The 16689-nt window shown below is 54.3% G+C and carries 13 protein-coding genes; 7 read left to right on the plus strand and 6 right to left on the minus strand.

Annotated features, from left to right (window positions below):
* Window position 1 precedes the first annotated feature (1 nt).
* The 6 genes from Q31b_RS22435 to Q31b_RS22460 all read left to right on the plus strand — a co-directional run bounded on the left by Q31b_RS22435 (window position 2) and on the right by Q31b_RS22460 (window position 9230).
* Window positions 2–724 (plus strand): sugar phosphate isomerase/epimerase family protein, encoded by a 723-nt coding sequence (locus Q31b_RS22435; RefSeq protein WP_197172081.1) that lies wholly within the window; start codon window positions 2–4, stop codon window positions 722–724.
* On the plus strand, window positions 721–2529 hold the full coding sequence (locus tag Q31b_RS22440; protein ID WP_146601915.1) for a sodium:solute symporter family transporter: 1809 nt from the start codon (window positions 721–723) through the stop codon (window positions 2527–2529). Before Q31b_RS22435 ends, Q31b_RS22440 begins: the two co-directional genes overlap by 4 nt.
* A 129-nt stretch (window positions 2530–2658) precedes the next feature.
* Window positions 2659–4065, plus strand: coding sequence for an alpha-L-fucosidase (locus Q31b_RS22445; protein ID WP_197172084.1), 1407 nt, complete (start codon window positions 2659–2661; stop codon window positions 4063–4065).
* A 6-nt stretch (window positions 4066–4071) separates the two neighbouring features.
* Window positions 4072–5877 (plus strand): hypothetical protein, encoded by a 1806-nt coding sequence (locus Q31b_RS22450; protein WP_146601916.1) that lies wholly within the window; start codon window positions 4072–4074, stop codon window positions 5875–5877.
* A 3-nt stretch (window positions 5878–5880) separates the two neighbouring features.
* Entirely contained in the window at window positions 5881–6786 is a 906-nt protein-coding gene (locus Q31b_RS22455; RefSeq protein WP_146601917.1) for an HAD family hydrolase, read from the plus strand.
* Window positions 6787–6872: 86 nt separating this feature from the next.
* Window positions 6873–9230, plus strand: coding sequence for a heparinase II/III domain-containing protein (locus Q31b_RS22460; protein WP_197172088.1), 2358 nt, complete (start codon window positions 6873–6875; stop codon window positions 9228–9230).
* Window positions 9231–10244: 1014 nt separating this feature from the next.
* On the opposite strand, the gene Q31b_RS22465 is transcribed toward Q31b_RS22460, so the two are convergent.
* The 3 genes from Q31b_RS22465 to Q31b_RS22475 form a co-directional block, all read right to left on the minus strand.
* Complete coding sequence (locus tag Q31b_RS22465; RefSeq protein ID WP_146601919.1) at window positions 10245–11108, minus strand: SAM-dependent methyltransferase; 864 nt, start codon at window positions 11106–11108, stop codon at window positions 10245–10247.
* 62 nt (window positions 11109–11170) lie between these two features.
* Window positions 11171–12226, minus strand: coding sequence for a DUF1559 domain-containing protein (locus tag Q31b_RS22470; protein ID WP_146601920.1), 1056 nt, complete (start codon window positions 12224–12226; stop codon window positions 11171–11173).
* A gap of 266 nt (window positions 12227–12492) precedes the next feature.
* A complete protein-coding gene (locus tag Q31b_RS22475) occupies window positions 12493–13113 on the minus strand; it encodes a hypothetical protein (protein WP_146601921.1) in 621 nt (206 codons plus the stop codon).
* Between the two features lie 602 nt (window positions 13114–13715).
* On the opposite strand from Q31b_RS22475, the gene Q31b_RS22480 reads away from it, so the two are divergent.
* The gene (locus Q31b_RS22480; protein ID WP_146601922.1) at window positions 13716–14897 is read left to right on the plus strand and encodes a sialidase family protein; all 1182 of its coding nucleotides are present in this window, start codon (window positions 13716–13718) and stop codon (window positions 14895–14897) included.
* Here the strand turns inward: Q31b_RS22480 and Q31b_RS22485 are convergent.
* The 3 genes from Q31b_RS22485 to Q31b_RS22495 form a co-directional block, all read right to left on the minus strand.
* Window positions 14863–15321 (minus strand): hypothetical protein, encoded by a 459-nt coding sequence (locus Q31b_RS22485; RefSeq protein ID WP_197172091.1) that lies wholly within the window; start codon window positions 15319–15321, stop codon window positions 14863–14865. The two genes, Q31b_RS22480 and Q31b_RS22485, sit on opposite strands and share 35 nt — an antisense overlap.
* Window positions 15322–15353: 32 nt before the next feature.
* Window positions 15354–16034, minus strand: coding sequence for a multiheme c-type cytochrome (locus Q31b_RS22490; RefSeq protein WP_146601924.1), 681 nt, complete (start codon window positions 16032–16034; stop codon window positions 15354–15356).
* Between the two features lie 320 nt (window positions 16035–16354).
* Window positions 16355–16675, minus strand: coding sequence for a hypothetical protein (locus tag Q31b_RS22495; RefSeq protein WP_146601925.1), 321 nt, complete (start codon window positions 16673–16675; stop codon window positions 16355–16357).
* Window positions 16676–16689 lie beyond the last annotated feature (14 nt).

The raw sequence follows: 16689 nt of genomic DNA on the forward strand, positions 1-16689 counted from the left end.
GGTGATCCAATACGCGCGGGCCGCCCGGCTCAAGACGATCGAGTGGCACGGCCTCAACCATGTCGTGCATGGCGACGTGAAGGCCGCTCGCCGCATTGGCGAGGCCACCGTGGAGGCTGGTCTAGGTGTCGCTGCATACGGCTCGTACTACGTTCTCGGGGAAAGCGAACGTCGGGGACTTTCGTTTTCCGATGTACTGCTTTCTGCGAAGGCCTTGGGGGCTCGTATGGTTCGGGTCTGGGCTGGAAACCGCAGCCCGGATGAGGCGTCGACCCGATTCCGAGAACAAATTTCGGACGAAGCAAGGCGTATCGCTGACTTGGCGGCGGAAGCGGGAATTCAACTGGTTTTTGAATTCCATCAGGGGTCACTGACGCAAACCGGCGAGTCCTGTGCGGCTCTCATGGAAGCAGTGGATCACTGCAATGCGAGAGCCTATTGGCAGCCTGCCCCGGAGCTGGACGTGAACCAAAATCTGGATCAACTTCGCTGTGTCTTGCCATGGCTGGTTGGTCTGCATGTTTTCCACTGGAAACCCACGGACTTGGATCGGCATCCTCTGGCGCAAGGCGAGTTGGAGTGGGCTCGTTATTTGGATTTTGCCGGGCAGCACCATGATTCGCTCGACGTGTTACTGGAATTCGTAAAGGGAGACTCGGTTGAGCAGTTCCACAAGGATGCTGCGACCTTGCACCGGCTATTGGCACATAGGACTATTGTATGACAATTTATGACTACATCGTGATCGGTTTTTATCTGGTTTTCATGTTCATGCTGGGGCCGATCTACAAGAGCTTCAGCAAGACATCGAGTGATTTTTTCCGTGGTGGGGGAGGAATGCTATGGTGGGTCGTGGGCAGTTCCGCATTTATGACAACGTTTACGGCCTGGGCCTTCACCGCCGGTGCTGCCGAGGCCTACAAAACCGGCACGCTTTTTTTGGTGATCTTCGTCTGCAATATATTATCTCTGGTTTTCTGCTATTTCTTCGTGGTAGCCAAGTACCGCCAAATGCGGATCATCACCGTTATGGAGGGGGTGCGCAGGCGTTTTGGCAAAACCAGTGAACAGATACTGAGCTGGCTGCTGGTGGTGGTTAAAGTTCTCTACGGTGGGGCCATGTTGTTTAGCATTGGCGTCTTTATGTCCGCCGTCTTCAACGTGCCCATGCATTACATGATTATTGGACTGGGGACGATCATTACCCTGATGACGGTCCTTGGCGGTTCCTGGTCTGCTACGGCTGGTGATTTTGTTCAGATGATTGTGGTGGTCATCATTACGATCATCATGGGTGTTCTGACACTCGTCGAGGTGGGTGGTGTTGGGGCGTTCCTAGAAATAGTTCCTGCCCGCCATTTCGATTGGACGGAATTTTCCAGACCGAGTGTGTTGGTAATCTTCATCGTCACGCTCTTTATCAATCAGTGCATCCAAATGAACAGTCTGCTCGAAGGGGCTGCACGTTTTATCTTTGTGAAAGATGCGCCTAGCGCCAAAAAGGCAGTCTTGGTACAAATGGCCGGCCTGATTCTCCTGCCCTTAATCTGGATCGTGCCCCCGATGATGGCAGCCGTCACGCATCCGAACATCGCCGCAGAGTTTCCCAGGTTAGACGATGCCACTCAAGCGGCCTATGTTGCCATGGCCATTGACCTACTGCCGGCGGGTCTGTTCGGACTGCTCGTCTGCGGCATCTTTGCCGCCACGGTGACGTCCTTGAACAGTCAATTGAATGTCATCGGTGGTAGCTTTGTCCGGAATATCTATATCCAAGTGATCCGTCCAGAAGCCTCAGAGAAAGATCAGATTAAGGTCGGCCGCCTCTTCATGCTGACTTACGGAGCGCTATGGATTCTATTGGGCCTTGGCTTCCAGCAGATGGAAGGGCTGGATCTGTTCAACCTACTGCTTTTGATAGCGGCCGCGACCGTTCTGCCGCTGACCGCGCCACTGTTTCTAGGGATCTTCTTCAAGAAGACTCCCTCGTGGGCGGGCTGGAGCACCATGGTCGCCGGTTTTGTGCCAGCGGTGATTTTGGGATTGTTTTTTCAAGTCGAATGGTTTGTCCAGTGGGTTTGGCAGAATCCTAAGATGACGACCGGTGACGTCATCGGAATGATCTGGCGGACCGATGATCTGAGTATTCGCGAAATTCTAAATCTGAAGCTTGCGCTGACCACCGGCGTGGTGGCTGCGGTGAGTACGGGATGGTTCTTCTTCTCCATGTTGTTCTACCGCAAGGACGAGAAACCCTACGTGGATGACGCTGATAAATTCTTCGCTGATATGGAAACCCCGATTCAGCCTGAAGAAGCGGAGCTCGGCGACCATGACAATGAAGCCCGCCAGTATCGAGTGTTGGGCAATCTCTGTTTCGGTTACGGTCTCTTTATTCTGCTCCTGATTTTTGTTCCCAATCCACTTTCCGGGCGGCTGATTGTCTTTTGCTGCGCAGCTATCGTTTCGGCAATTGGTCTTGTACTCAAAGGGCTCAGCAAGCGAGCGAGTTCGAATGAACACGGTTAACAGTAAAATCGACAATTCGTATTTCAAATACCTTACCGAGCTGCCACCTTCGTCGCCGAGTCGCGATGGCAAGTTGATGGCTCATGATCTTGAGTGATTGATCAACTCGCGAACGAAAGGCGAAAGAAAATGAAAATGAAAAGAGTTCACTGGATGGTTGCAGTCATGCTGATGATGCCACTGATGCTTCATTCCAACCAGATATCCCTGGCGGATGAGCCACGCTTGGCGGATGAGCCTACTCAGGCGGATGGGCCTACTCAGGATGAAAGAATGGATTGGTGGCGCGACGCTCGATTCGGCATGTTCGTTCATTGGGGCTTGTATGCGATACCAGCGGGGGAACACAAAGGGAATCGGGTGAGAGGGAACGCTGAATGGATCATGGATAAACTGGATATTCCCGTAAAGGAATACGAACAGTTTGCCGGCCAGTTCAATCCTGTCAAGTTTGATGCTGATGAGTGGGTGTCCATCGCGAAAAACGCAGGCATGAAATACATTGTGATTACGACAAAACATCATGACGGTTTTTGTCTGTGGGATTCTGAAATTACCGACTATGACATCATGGATGCTTCGCCCTTCAAGCGTGATATCCTGCACGAATTGCAAAACGCGTGTGAAAAGGAGGGGATTCGGCTTTGTTTCTACCATTCGATTGTGGATTGGCATCACCCGCAGGCACAAGCGCCTCTCTATCCCAACTACAACGCCGGTCAGCGAGATCAAACGGTTTCCAATCCCGCATTTCCCCAGTACTACGATGGCTATCTGAAACCACAGGTAAAGGAACTACTGACCCGATATGGAGACGTGGGGGTCATGTGGTTTGATGGTGACTGGATCCCGGACTACACGCGTGAAATGGCCCGGGACATGCACGACTTCATTCGTGAGACGCAGCCAAACACGATTATCAACAACAGGGTAGACAAGGGCCGAAAAGGCATGGCGGGCATGAACGAAGAAGGGAACTTCCTTGGTGATTTTGGGACACCAGAAAAGGAAATCCCCGACACTGGCCTGGATGGAGCCGACTGGGAATCATGCCTGACAATGAACAATACATGGGGGTTCAAGCGATCCGATGAGAATTGGAAGAGTAAGGAGGTGCTCATCCAAAGCCTGATCGAGATCGTTTCGAAAGGCGGAAATCTGTTGCTCAACGTGGGGCCGACTGCCGAGGGACTGATCCCGGCCGCCAGTGTTGAAAGGCTGCGGGATATGGGGGCTTGGCTGGCCGTCAATGGAGAAGCCATCTACGCTGCTAAAGCGAGCCCGTTCAACAAACCGCAGTGGGGACGCTATACCTCAAAGCACGGTCACGTCTATGCACACGTCTTCGATTGGCCCCAGGACGGTCGGCTTCCGATCGACCCGAGTGTCAAGGTCCAGAAAGCTTGGTTGCTGGCAGGACCAGGTGACGCCCTCGAGATTGAGCATGGTAATGGTGGCGATTCAATCGTGGTTCCCGAAGAAGCGCCGGACCCAATCGCCACGGTGATTAAGCTGGTACTGGTTGAGAGAGAATAGACTGCCATGAGCACCACCAACCTAACAACGTCGATGTTCCTGGCATTTCTCGTGTCGTGGCTTCCCAGTGCGACGACTGGGGCAGAGCCTTGGAGTATTCGTTTTATTGAACCGTCGTCTGCGAATCTTTTCAAACCGATCATCACCTCCAGCGGCATCAGGATCGAATCGCTCGGCGCCAATTCGTCCCAGCGGAAGGACCACCCTGAATATGTTTCGCTGCATTATCGATTGTCTGGAGCCATCACGGCCTTGTCGTTCGACTATGCGCAGACGGGTGACGCGTCCCAGATGCCGGTCCAGTTGCTTGATGTAACCGGTCGGGAACTCTGGCGTTACGAGGGCCAAGGCGATGCGCCGCAGCGCGTGGAACTCAGCAACCTGACAACGCGGGGCCTGTTGGTCTTTCGTGTCAGCAGGTCTCGAGGCGCGAAGCTGCTGAAGGGATGGTCACATTCGATTTCAAACGTGTCGGTTACCAAGGACGTCACGGCACCGGTCACCGATGCGGACGGTTTCATTGTGTTGGACGACCTCGACGAGTTGCGTGGCTATGCCAGTGCGGACAAGTCGATGATCCGGATGAAGCCGGGCGTTTATGAACTCGACACGGCCTTCTTCCGCCACTTTATTGAATTCAGCGGCAATGATAACCATTGGGACCTGACGGGCGTCACGATCAGCGCCTCGCTTGACTTGTTCCGCCAATTCGGACGCGATCAAGGAACGGACGGGTTTTATTGTGTGATTGACGTGACCGGCGACCGGAATGTTTTGGAGGGTCTGACCGTGAAAAATCACGGCGAAGGCTATGGCCTATCCAGCCGCAACAAACTCTTCAATATCACCGGTTCGGACTGTCTCGTCAGCAACGTGACGGCCCTTACCAGTGGATCAAATCCCTGGGGTTACGGCAGTTTATTTGGCATTGCGGGGGGAGTGGTCCGCAAAATGAACGGCATTCGTATTGGTCAGCCAGCCAGAAACACGCGGTTGATTGGAAGCCGAGTTCATATGCGCGCGATGGGACATGCGATTTTTGTTCAGGGGGCGATCGACACCCTGATCGAAGATTGTCACGTGGATGGCCTGCTAAGACCGACCGACGAGATTCTGGCTGAATCCTCCGGCTACGCGTTCGAGCAGGGATTCCGAGTTCCCGGTTACGGCGAAGGTGTGCAAATCGGACCAGACCGATTGATCCCGGCGGGCGAAATCGTTTCGCTGAGTGAGGATGGCATCCGCATGTATCCGGGCAGCGAGGGTGTGGATTCGGGGGCCTCGATCATTCGGAATTGCACCGTCACGAATATGCGGCGAGGGATTTGTACCGGGCTTAGCGCTGCGTCTGATAAAGTGATCCATTGTGAGGTCAGAAACTGTATCGCGGCGGGCTTCAACATCGGATCCGGTGACACTCTTGTTGGCTGTGCCGCCGACGCCAAGTATGCAGAGGCTCTTTGCGTGCCCTATCTGAGTTCTGAAGGCGCGAGAGTTGAACTGGAACTGCTCGACAGTCGTGAAGGAATGGCCAACAACCTCGTGGCCAAAATCAATGGGCGCAAACACGACATCACCCTGCGGACATCCGAGCCCGCGTTTGTTCCCAGGGACATGGCGATCGAACTGGCATCGAAGAACGGCTACGGCAGCTTCCAAAAAGGGAAACGCAGCGCACGTGGTATCACCCTCAACAACCAGACTTCTGCTCGTGTCCTACTGTTTCCTGATGCCATCGGTAACACCATCATTAGCCAAGGACCGGTGAGCGATCAGGGCGAAGCGGACAACACGATTCAATTGGGAAGGTAACGTATGCGGCAATCAACTGAAAAATCTCGATTAACAGAGTTCCTACCGGAGCATGCCTTTTTTGTTGGTGTGGATTCGGATGGCTGTGTGTTTGACAACATGGGCATCAAACAGGAGGAGTGTTTCTGCCCTGCGATGATTGGCTACTTTGGACTGCAACCCGTCGCTCGGGCGGCCCGTCAATGCAAGGTCTTTGCCGATCTGTACAGCAAGACACGCGGCTCGAACCGGCACATCACGATTGTTCGGATTCTTGAGCAGCTCCTGCCCTCCCATCCGATCGTGACGGAACGAGGATTCATCGTCCCTCAATTTTCGCATTATTGCGCTTGGGTCAAAGATCCCAACAGTCTGCTCAGTATTGATGGATTGCGTGAAGCTGCGGATGCGGCAACATCGGACGAAGCCAAACGCGAGTTGAGGCAAGCCTTAACTTGGAGTCTGCGCGTCGATGAATTGGTTGCCGAGATCGTCAAGGACATCCCGCCGATTCCCGGTGTCCATGAATGTCTAGCTCGCCTGCAAAACCAAGCGGACATCATGGTCTGTTCGAGCACCCCCATGGAGGCCCTTGAGCGAGAGTGGGGAGAGCACGGGCTCGACGACTATGTGCAGTTGATCGCCAGCCAGGAAATGGGAACCAAAGCTGAGCATCTGAAGCTGGCTACTCAAGGAAAGTACGAAAAGGATCATGTCTTGATGATCGGTGATGCCCCTGGGGATGGAAGAGCCGCACAGACCGTCGGGGCACTCTTTTATCCGATCATCCCCGGTCACGAGATGGAAAGTTGGCGCCGTTTGCATGAGGAGGCCATCGAGAAATTCTTGAGCCAAACGTACGCTGGACAGTACCAACAGAGTCTCATGGATGAGTTTGACGCCTGTTTACCTGATCATCCGCCCTGGTAGTCGGAAAGTCAGGAAAGAACCAACCAGAGACCCCCTAACCCCTAGAAATGACAACCATGACAATTTTTAGCCGATTCACTTTTACCTTGCTTGTTCTGCTGCATGTCAGCAGCCTCAACGCCCAAGTCGCCGACGAATTTGGCCGGCGCAGTGGTCACCCCTATTTGCTCTACACCGATGCAAACATCGCCAAACTGAAGGAGCGTGTGCAAAACGAACCAATCGTGGCGGAAGCCTGGCGCCGGATCCTCGCGGACGCGGATTCCGCCCTCGCGTCTTCGGCGGACAACGGTGGACAAGGCCGGAGGGGCGGGCGCGGTAACCGGGGCGGAGGAACCGATGCACTCCTTCTCGCCTACCGGATGACCGGCGAGTTGAAATACGCCGAGCCCGTCAAAGCGACGTTGATGTCCCAGATGCAGGCTCGTCGCCCCGTCGGCGGCGGAGTATCCAGTGGCGGCAGTCTCATGAAGCGTGATCCTCCTTGGCACGCGGGCCTCGGCTCGGGCAACGCCCCCGAGGCTTTTGGTATCGCCTACGACACGATCTACGACATGTTGACGCCCGACGAACGCAAGACGCTCGCACACAACCTCGCTGAAAACGGTGTCTTGCCAGTGCTCAACGATTGGGTGCTCGGCGACAAACGCATCCATGCGCTCGACACGATGGGGCATAACTGGTGGCCCACCGCAGTATTCGGTGCTGGAATCGGTGCCATGGCGATCATGGACGAAGACCCACGGGCGCTCGACTGGGTACGCCGCGTGCGCGGCGCCTCCGACGAGTGGCTGCGATACGCTGGCAGCGTACTCGAAAACAAGCCACCCAATTTTGATTCCAAGGGGGCGTTCTACGAGAGCGTCGGCTACTCGGACCTCGGGATCTCGGCCTACCTACCCTTCATGCTCTCGTGGAACTTGGCGTTTACAGAGCGACTGCCCGAGTCTCCGATCACCAGCCAGATGGGCGAGTGGTTCATCAATACGCTGTACCCCCGATCGGGGCGACCGATGGCGGTTGACTTCGGTGACAGCAGTCTGAACTCGAGCGGCGCTCGGTCGGTCATCCTGCTATGGAATGTCGGTTACCGCAAACCTCGTTATCTGTGGTATTTGAGCCAGTTCAATTCGGACCTCGCCAACCGTGGGCTGCTCTCGAACTCGCCGCGTGACCTGCTCTTTGCACCCACGCCGGCCGAGATTGCGGCGATCCCCTCGCAACCCGACCTGCCGACGGCAAAACTTTATGGCGATATTGGCTGGACCATCTTGCGTGATTCCTGGGAAAACGATGCCACCATGCTGGCGATCAAGTCTGGCTGGACCTGGAACCACTCTTATGCGGATACGGGGACGTTCAGTCTGTTTCACAACGGCCAGTATCTGATCGGAGAAAACGGCCATAGCGGATATGGTACCAAGGAGTACGATGGCTATTTCCGTCAGAGTATCGCGCACAACGTCATGACGTTCAACGGCAAAGCGGAAAACCCCGAAGACACCTATTTCGGCTCGAAATTCCCTGGCACGATGTCACACCTGCTCGACGCCGGCGACCTGCGCTACGTTCTCGCGGACGCGACGGGGCCAACCTCGAACAACTTTATTCGGAATTATCGGAGCTTCGTCTGGGTCGGTGACGCCATCTTCATCATCGATGACGTAAAGAGCTTCGAGCCCGGCCAGTTCGAGTTCCTACTCCATCCCAATGCCGAGGCGACGGCCAAAAGAACCAACCTGGATCTGCGTATTTCGTTGGACAATTCCAGCGTTGTCGTACGACCGCTTTTCCCTGAAACCTTTCCCGAAGGAGGATTGCCGACAGACTATCCAGAGAATATGCGTCTGGTCGAGAAGCAGGGCTTAACAGGCAACCGCCGCCCAACCACCTATTACGGGTTTGCACCAGCGAAACTGACGCGCAGGACGAAGTTCATCACCGCGATCTTGCCTGTCACCGAAGGCGTCGATCTTCCTCAGATTGAACGCCTGAGAGGGATCGAACACATCGGCGTGCGTGTGCGGCAGAATGCCATGGTGACGGATCTCTACATAAACCTGGAAGCCGACGGAAGCGTCCGCCATCGCAACGCCAATCTGGAAATGCCCAACGGTTGGGAAACGGACGCTTACCTGCTAGGCATGAGCTATCCTGAAGGTGCCGATCCGAACGATCCCGATGCAATCATTCGCTACATGGTTATCGATGGCAGCTACCTGCGCCGCGATGGCATCGTTGTGCTCGATTCGCTTTCAAAAGTCTATCTGACGATGTCACCCCAGGGCGACGATTTCGAAGTGCTCCTGCAAGGCCAGCCAGTCATCAACGCTTTGCTTAGGGCGACGAAGAAACCAGCAGAGGTTCGGCTGAACGGCCAGCTCGTTCACCCGGCCTACAACCAAGAAGCAAAGAACCTCTGGCTATCGGTGAAAGCGCCGTAACATGTTGCCCGCAACTTCACGACAAGAGAGGACTAGACCAAGAGTGGGCTGACAACGTTCAATCTGCTCTTTGTTTGGTCGGGCTGTTTTTCCAGTCATCGTGAATAAAACGTTTGGCTTCAATGCTAGCCCGGATTATTCATTAGCCGTTTTGGCGACAGCCACGGCTGCGTGATTTGTCGTGTGAACCGTGGCTAACGGCCTGCTGATTTAGTCGTTTAACGCTTAGCCGAAGGCGTCAGCTTTTCCATAATCGGTCGCCTATGGCTTGGCGTTAAACAATAAGTCGAGTCAAACCGATTAAATCGACAGCCCGCTAACGGCAAAACGGCTAATACGCAGACTGTTTTTTCGAGCAATGAACGTAAACGCTTGAAGGCGTAGACGTTAGCAAAGCAATTTGCAAGCCCATGAATCATCCGGGCTAGCCCGGAGCCCGAAACGCCCCACAGGCCGGAGGCCGACACATCCTTGCCGGTGGTGTGAGCCACCGGTAGTGGATCACAACCGAATCACAAGCCCGGAGGGCGAAACACCCGCGATGATGTATCGGCCTCCGGCCTTGCAGCGACCTAAACGCATTTGATTCGGTGGCTTACACCACCGGCAAGGATATGTCGGCCTCCGGCCTGAAAACAATGCGACGTCGGTCGAGAAGTGCTCGATGGCGTTCACGTCGTCGGCACCGAGCAAAGAGGCCGAAGGAGGAGTCCAAGATCGCATACAGTCGCCGCCATCGTTTCGGCGAAACACCGTTCGCGGTCATCAAGGTGATGTTCGATCGGCCTCGCTTCTTGCTCCGAGGCATCGAGGGAGTCGAGCAAGAGTGGCAATGGGGATCGCGACTGCCAGCTATCCGATTCGGCTTGGGGGCCAATCGCGGTGCACGCTGGGCAACCCCATGTGGCAGTCCCTTTTCGAGACGCGCGCAGGTGCGCGCGTATTTCTTTGCTTAATAGCCCTTTCCCCCCCTGAGTCCGATTTGAAAGCAGCCACAATCACAGGGAGGGTCTTCTAGTTGTTTCGCTGATTCAAGAAATTGCCGACGTAGATGAGATACTCAAACGGCAGATCCTCTTCAGCGACGTCGACGAGAACTTCGCCTAGCGTACTGTAGATAACCTTTTCGCCAACCGATTGACCAGCCTGTTGGACAATGGCGATCGGAGTTTCGGGAGCGTAGTTGAGCAACAGCTTTTCGACGAAATGCTGCAACTCCGCTCGCATCGTAAACAGCACCATCGTGTTGCGATGCACGGAAAGCTTCTCGATCGTATCGTCGGTTTTGATCCAATCGCCAGCCGTCAATGTAACGCTCTTCGTGTTTCCTCCGGACGTGATTCCCATTCCGATCGCGGCATTGGCGGCGTTGAACGAACTGAGTCCAGGGACCACTTGCGGGTTTAGATCCTCGAACTCTTTGAGCATCCACGTGCACGGACCGTAGATCATCGGATCGCCGTTATCCAAAGCCGCAACGGTCCGACCGGCCTGAACCGCATCACGGACCAGACGAACGAGTCTTAAACGTTTCTGTTGATACTGCTCCGCTCGCTTGCGATCTTCTCCTTCATATTGTGAAGGATCGCGGCTATAGAACGGAATCATTCCAGAAAACTCACTGTGGACCTCCTTCCCTTTGAGGTAGTCGCTGAACGTCTCCGCGTGATCGCCACGACAAAGGACAAGATCGGCACTTTCGATCACCTTCGCGGCTCGAAGCGTCATCAAGTCGGCATCCCCAGGGCCAATTCCGACAAGATAGAAGTGTGTGGACTCGTGTTCGTCAGCACGGCAACGTGATGATTCCGCTGGCACGAGAGCAGCGAAGGTGAGTAGACCGAGAAGGCATGGCAGAGATCGAATGGATTGAAACATGATTGGCTTCGTGTTGAGGGAGTTAAGTGGAAAAAATAGCAAGAAAAGGGACAGTATTTCGCCTAAGGAAGCTCAATGACTTCACGCCCATTTCGAGTTGACATCGCTCGCCAGGTCGTCGTGTCGACGGTATCAGTGACGAAGTGGACGCTGCCATCGCCGTACACGACGTTGACACCGCCAGTGTGAAGGCTTCGTGTCGCCAAGAAGCCCCAATTGTTTTTCACCACATCGGAAGTTTTGGCGTTGGGTGATGCGTAAGCGTTGAAGGCGGTGTCGCCGTCTTTGCCATGAATCCAAGCGTTGCATCGCGCACCGGACCAGGATGCAGCACCAATAACAGCGGTTTCTAAGACTGGGTTGTCGCCTGGTGCCCCGTTAAAACCAAGTCCAGATCCCTGCATACTGCCTGGACCTCCCGGATACGAAGCCATGTAGCGGTAGTGCGGAAGCGCCTGGGTTGGTGGTGGTGTCGGATACGTGCCTCCGCCACCGATCAGCGATTCGGCGAGCATCAGCGTGTTCGACGAACCGTCCATCATATCGCGAAATCCCGTTTGTGATCCACGCCAAAACATGCCATCGGTTTTCGCTCGTGAGTCATAGTTCTTGTCCGTGCCTGATCCTGTACAGACGACATAGTTAGTCCCCGCAAACGTGTTCGTGCCGACCGTATTGATCGGATCTTGGGTTTCCGTTGGGCAAAGGAATGTGGGAACCACGGTCTGGGCTGCTTGAGCGTGGACGGGATTGAACTGCTGATTGTTTTGCATTCCTGTGTAAAGCGGATTCGCGTAGTCGATCAACTCCTCGAGGCTCTTGTTCTCGATGAATGGCAAAATTTGAGCCTGGACCGAGAACCCGTAAACCATGCTGGCATTGGAGGTCGAGTATTGTGGACCAGGAAAGACTTTGTAGGCCGATTCGTAGTTGTGCATCGCTAGGCCGATCTGCTTCAGGTTGTTGCTGCACTGCATCCGTCGAGCAGCTTCGCGAGCAGCTTGAACCGCCGGCAGTAGCAGTCCGACGAGGACGCCGATGATCGCGATGACAACGAGCAGTTCGACCAAGGTGAAGGCTCTTCGTTGGTGGTTTGGGTTGGTTCGATTGATATTCATCTAGTGGAAGCGGAAAAAAGGTTGATTAAAAAAACGAAATGTCGGAGAAGGTCGCTCCGCGCCAGCCACGAAAACAATGCTTTGTGAGGAGCAAACGATCGTATAGCCAGCGCGGAAGCGGTATCGCGCATCGACGAACGCTCCAATGCGATCGTGGCATCGGCGCAGCCGTCAACGCGAACAGGTTCGGTTGCTTTTGGTAGTGGACGAGGCGACGTGTCCTGTGCGGCTGGAATCGTTGCCCCGCCCACTACGACAGAAATTGCCTAGCCGAAGCTCAGCAATGAAGAAGCAGCTCGCCACGGCACCGGCGGCTCGGGAGCGTCGCTGCGAGTGTCTGCATCGTCATTGCAGATCGCTACGCAGAACAAGAATGGCGGGTCGAGCCTTGGCGTTAACTGTCGCGGTTTCTCGACCGTGGTCGAAGAGAGGACCGACCACAACCACTGAATGCCTCGGCATTTCGCAGAGTCTTCGAGAAGTACAATGCGAAGGTTTGACGAACTTTCTGGCGAGGTTAATCGTGTCTCTTCCGCTTCAGACGCTTCGCAAGTTGCCGACCCTGTCGAGTTGCTGCAACAGCAACAACTCTTCGATGCAGGCTCACCTACGCTGGCGATTTTTGTGGTTGCCTTCGACAATCGGGCAACCAAAAACGTGGGCGGTTCGACACCATTCTCACGTGCCCACTGAAGTTTTTCTGCATCGCTATGGCAACAGCATTTGTCCCAGCAAAACTCGGCTGTCGAGCAACCACAAGCACAATTTTCGCAAGGATACCGGCCCTCCACGACAGCAGACGGCTTGGCCATCGGCATTCCTGTCAGTCCAGCAGCGAACACAGCCAACAAGAGAAAGCTGGCAAAGCGATAGAGGCGTCGAAACACCAGCGGCTGTTGAAAAAATGCAAACAAAATTGGCACGATGCCCAAAACGGACCGCGATCGGCTCGCTCCTCACGCTGCAGATTCTAGCGGAGCCAGCTTTTTCCCCATAGGTCCCCCCCGAAAAAAGTCCAATGCGATTTGCTTCTCCCTATGCGTCCTCTCCCTATGCGTCCTCGGAACGCGCCCAAGCACTTCGTGTTTAATCATCTGGATCACGCGTCGACATGAGCCTGCAAGTTCGGTGATCGAATAGGCGTTTTCTTGATCTTGCAGTCTGCAAATGTGAAAACGCCATCAAACGATTCGGTGTATTTCTTGTCACGATCTCGCATCATGTAAGTGCAGACGATGGAATAGCTTAAGACAAACAATAGAACCAGAAAAACATAGAGTCCGTTCGAAAAGAGTTGTGTACGGGGAGGTTATACTAGTGGACTCTATTTTAAGGCGGCTTCGTCGCAACACGTAGCAGCGTCTCTCCGAGACGCTGGATTTGCGAGTCTCGGAGAGACTCGCCAACGTGAAAGTCCGCGCAAAATAGCATCAATCGCGGCGATTACTCATGTAAGAAACCGAAATCCCCTTCAATTCAATGTGAGACAATGATGAACCCCAAGTGTATGCAAACTCGATCGTTAATCGTCTTCATGCTGCTAATGCCTTACGGTACGAGCAATGCCGATGATAGGGCGACGACAGCTTACTCAGGTGATGCCATCTTCGTAGCAGGGGAAGACGGCTATGACACGTATCGAATCCCGGCCTTGGCGGTCACTAACAGGGGGACCGTTCTAGCGATCTGCGAAGGCCGCGTGAACGCTAGCAGCGATGCTGGCGACATCGACCTCGTCATCAAACGTTCCACCGACAGCGGGGAGACCTGGAGCGATCTGAATGTGATCTGGAGCGACGAGCGGAATACCTGCGGCAACCCTTGCACCGTCGTCGATCGTGATACGGGCACGATTTGGTTACTTAGCACGTGGAATCATGGCTCCGATCACGAACGCCAAATCATCAATCAGCAGAGCAAAGACACTCGCCGAGTTTTTGTCCTGGCGTCCCAAGACGATGGACTGACCTGGAGCGAGCCGCAGCAAATTACCGATAATGTAAAGCTCGAGGATTGGACATGGTATGCGACCGGGCCCGGCAGCGGCATCCAAATCCAGCAGGGACCACATCAGGGGCGTTTGGTCATCCCCTGCGACCACATCGAAGCGGATTCCAAACGCTACTACTCGCACGCAATTTTCTCAGACGACCACGGTCAGACATGGCAACTTGGCGACAGCACACCCAATCACCGCGTTAACGAATGTCAAGTCGTCGAGATAGCGGGAGGTCGCTTGATGCTCAATATGCGAAACTATGATCGATCGCAAAAGAGTCGTCAAATCGCGTTCAGCGACAACGGTGGCGAAACCTGGAAAGACCAAACGTTCGACACCACTCTGGTCGACCCCATCTGCCAAGCCGCGATCGAGCGGTTCTGTTTCGAAAAGGGTGAAAGTGAGAGCGTGTTATTATTCAGCAACCCCGCTTCGACAAGCAGCCGGACGAAAATGACGCTGCGAGCCAGTTACGACAGCGGGAAAACTTGGACGGGACAACGAGTGCTGTTCGCGGCAGCGGCTGCCTATTCCGATCTCGCTGTGTTGCCAAATGGCACGATTGCGTGCTTCCATGAAGCCGGCCAAAAAAACGCCTACGAATCGATTCGTTTCACTAAAATCAAGCTGTCGCAGCTTACTGCCAGTCCCGAAGTTTCAGACGACAAGTGAAACAATTAGGTGACCGTTGACGGTCACAGCCACCAGCCGGTCCACAACTACCAAAAGCTTCGGCTTCTTGGATTCGATTGTCACTGATGGTCATCTTCGCTGTCACACGGCTGGGGCACTCGGCATTGTCACGCAGAATCCGCTTCATCAAAGTGTTGCCTCCAAGGAAGGCATGCCGTCCAAAGGGGGTTCGTTGCCTAAGAAACGGAAAATCACGCCCGCCCGGGTTGTGCGCGATTCGAGTCGCGATCGGATCTCCGTCGACATCGGTTGTCGGCATGTGACAAGCTTGACAGCTCTTCGCCTCCTTACTCGGATGGTCGACTTCATCGTTGAATACAGAATTGCGCCATTCAAGGTAAGGCGTTTGCTCATGAAATTCACCTGCAGTTTGCCGCCCGCCGGCATCAACGGCGTTGGTCATCACCGTGTGACAAGTCGCACAGAGTCCCGATTTCAAAACATGGTTGCTATCGTCGGTGTGTAACCGACGAAGTGTTGCATGGGCATGGTAAAAGGATCGGCATGCGGACCAAAGATCTTCCTTTCTTGGTTGATTTCAAAACGCCCCGTAAAGGAGGCATCCGTTCCAAGGTTTTGATCCGCGATCTGATGGCACACGGTGCATGAAACGCCGTCCACTCCAAGCTGGGAACGCTGATCCTGATTCGTCAAGTACGCTAAAACTTCACCATCCGGACTTTTCGGCGTAGGCGCGACCGTCGGCGTATGGCAACGAGTACATTTTTCTTCGATCGCCCCTTTCATGGACGCCGTTGCAGCAACTTCAGCGGATAAAACGGCTCGCCAAAATGGGTCGCGAGAAGAGTTGGCCATCATCGACGGTTGCCATAAATCATAGGGAGCTACGGGACGTCGTTTCGCGTCTCGCATTGCCATGGCCCTCTGAGAATTGGAATGACAAACCGCACAGTTCTTTGAATCAAGAAAATGGGACTCATTCTGCGCTCTCAGCGAAACGGCGGCATCCACGCGGTCAGCACGATCGCTCGCGACCGATGCTGTGGGGGGATCCTTGGCGAAAGAAGGCCAGGGTGCCGATGAGCCAACGAAACAAAGCAGTCCACTCGAAAACAACACGAACAACCGGGTGAAACGCGTTGACAGAAAAAACATGAGTTCACTTTCTCTTGACTCATCTACGATCTGGAAACGAAGAGATCGAAGATCAGTGGGTGGGGGCCTAAGCGAACGATCTACGGCTGGGTGTCGCCGTTTTCGGAGAGAGAAACTTGGCGATGAAGCTATATTCTATCACCGTTTGTAGTCCACATCATCTTGGAGTTGCTTAGCGAGGGTCAGACCTCAGGCTGGTAAAACGAAAGCGAGGACGCCCCCCTTCTGTTTTTATTTAAGCCTCCTCCGAAGAATCGGTGGGTGGACTTTAGAATTTTGTCTACTAGATGGTAGGTTTTTTAGGCATCGCAGGTATCCTCTCAACCGCTATCGATGTCAGGCGGACGATTCATCGCCACGATGAGCTCGTTGCCCAAACCCAGGTGGTTTCTTTCAGTGTGATAATGAACGAGGAAACCCCGCACAGCTTGTCTCGCCGCGGTCTCACCAAAGAGAATCAGTTTGTAAAGGCATTCAAATTCGGGCTGCGCGGTGGTAGCCGAACTGGCTTCACGCCTTCGCCCGCGTAGGAAGTCTCGAAACGCCTTGCTGAACATTGAATCCCGGTCCATGATCAAGTACTTTTTGTCTTTGAGAAAGCCATCTTCATGGTTGGTCAACTCACTGGCAATTGTCTTCATCCACGCCTCGTTCA

This window comes from Novipirellula aureliae (assembly GCF_007860185.1).
GTDB classification, from domain to species: domain Bacteria; phylum Planctomycetota; class Planctomycetia; order Pirellulales; family Pirellulaceae; genus Novipirellula_A; species Novipirellula_A aureliae.

Coding starts and splice junctions, on each gene's coding strand:
- Q31b_RS22440 (WP_146601915.1), top strand. CDS start 721: ATGACAATTTATGACTACATCGTGATCGGTTTTTATCTGGTTTTCATG.
- Q31b_RS22445 (WP_197172084.1), top strand. CDS start 2,659: ATGAAAATGAAAAGAGTTCACTGGATGGTTGCAGTCATGCTGATGATG.
- Q31b_RS22450 (WP_146601916.1), top strand. CDS start 4,072: ATGAGCACCACCAACCTAACAACGTCGATGTTCCTGGCATTTCTCGTG.
- Q31b_RS22455 (WP_146601917.1), top strand. CDS start 5,881: ATGCGGCAATCAACTGAAAAATCTCGATTAACAGAGTTCCTACCGGAG.
- Q31b_RS22465 (WP_146601919.1), bottom strand. CDS start 11,108: ATGTTTCAATCCATTCGATCTCTGCCATGCCTTCTCGGTCTACTCACC.
- Q31b_RS22470 (WP_146601920.1), bottom strand. CDS start 12,226: ATGAATATCAATCGAACCAACCCAAACCACCAACGAAGAGCCTTCACC.
- Q31b_RS22480 (WP_146601922.1), top strand. CDS start 13,716: ATGATGAACCCCAAGTGTATGCAAACTCGATCGTTAATCGTCTTCATG.
- Q31b_RS22485 (WP_197172091.1), bottom strand. CDS start 15,321: ATGACCAACGCCGTTGATGCCGGCGGGCGGCAAACTGCAGGTGAATTT.
- Q31b_RS22490 (WP_146601924.1), bottom strand. CDS start 16,034: ATGTTTTTTCTGTCAACGCGTTTCACCCGGTTGTTCGTGTTGTTTTCG.
- Q31b_RS22495 (WP_146601925.1), bottom strand. CDS start 16,675: ATGAAGACAATTGCCAGTGAGTTGACCAACCATGAAGATGGCTTTCTC.